The sequence below is a fragment of the Streptococcus mitis genome, assembly GCF_003942965.1.
GTDB classification, from domain to species: domain Bacteria; phylum Bacillota; class Bacilli; order Lactobacillales; family Streptococcaceae; genus Streptococcus; species Streptococcus mitis_BH.
Genome location: NZ_RJOG01000081.1, coordinates 1 through 875 on the forward strand (window position 1 = coordinate 1; position 875 = coordinate 875).

Here is an 875-nt window from a genome sequence, read left to right on the forward strand (position 1 = left end):
TCTTACTGTTTCGTTAGATTGTTCTTGTTCTACAAATTTTGTTTCTAAAAAGTGTAAATATCTAATACAATCATCTACATAAGTTGCTACATTCATTCCTCTAGCTGCAATTACTGCCATAAAATTTAAACGTTGTTGAATATCACTCCTAATTTTTTCTAATTCAAAATGTTTGTCTTCGTCTTTGCTAGTTCTATAAATATAGGTATCTTTGTTTATATATACAACTTTATCAGAGATGAGAAACAATTTATACCAAAATTCCATATCTTCTCCTAAAGTTGTTTCTTCATTGAAACGAATAGTCTCCACTCTTACACTCTTAACTAATTTCCCACAGACAGAATGATATGAATAATCAAATGAAGATAATAATTGTAAATTATCAATCAATTCTGGACCTGTAAAAATCTTTTTTTCATATCCTCTTTGATAAGAATGCACATAATAGTTGTTGTCATCCATATTGAATTGTTTGTAAGTAGAAACAGCTACATCTGCTTTTTCATCTGTCAGAGATTTATACAACACTTCTAAATAGTCAGAATCCACCCAATCATCCGAATCAATAAAAGTGATATACTCTCCTTTAGAATGTTCAATCCCCAGATTTCGTGCAGAGGATACCCCACCATTTTCTTTCTCAAAATAACGAAAACTAGCATCTTTATCAACATATTCTCTACAGATTTCTGCTGAATTATCTGGAGAACCATCATTTATTAACAAACATTCAAAATTTTGATATGTTTGGTTCATAATACTATCTAAACACTGTCTCAAATAATTTTCTACATTGTAAATGGGGACGATAATACTAATCAAAGTTTTACTTTCATAATCTGCTATTTTAGATAATAGTTTTTGTTTTTCTT

Annotated in this window: 1 protein-coding gene; it reads right to left on the reverse strand. The window is 29.0% G+C overall.

The window, feature by feature from the left end:
- Window positions 1-825 (reverse strand): glycosyltransferase family 2 protein (locus tag D8837_RS09400; RefSeq protein ID WP_260468895.1); only part of this gene is annotated, 825 nt, incomplete at its 3' end.
- Window positions 826-875 lie beyond the last annotated feature (50 nt).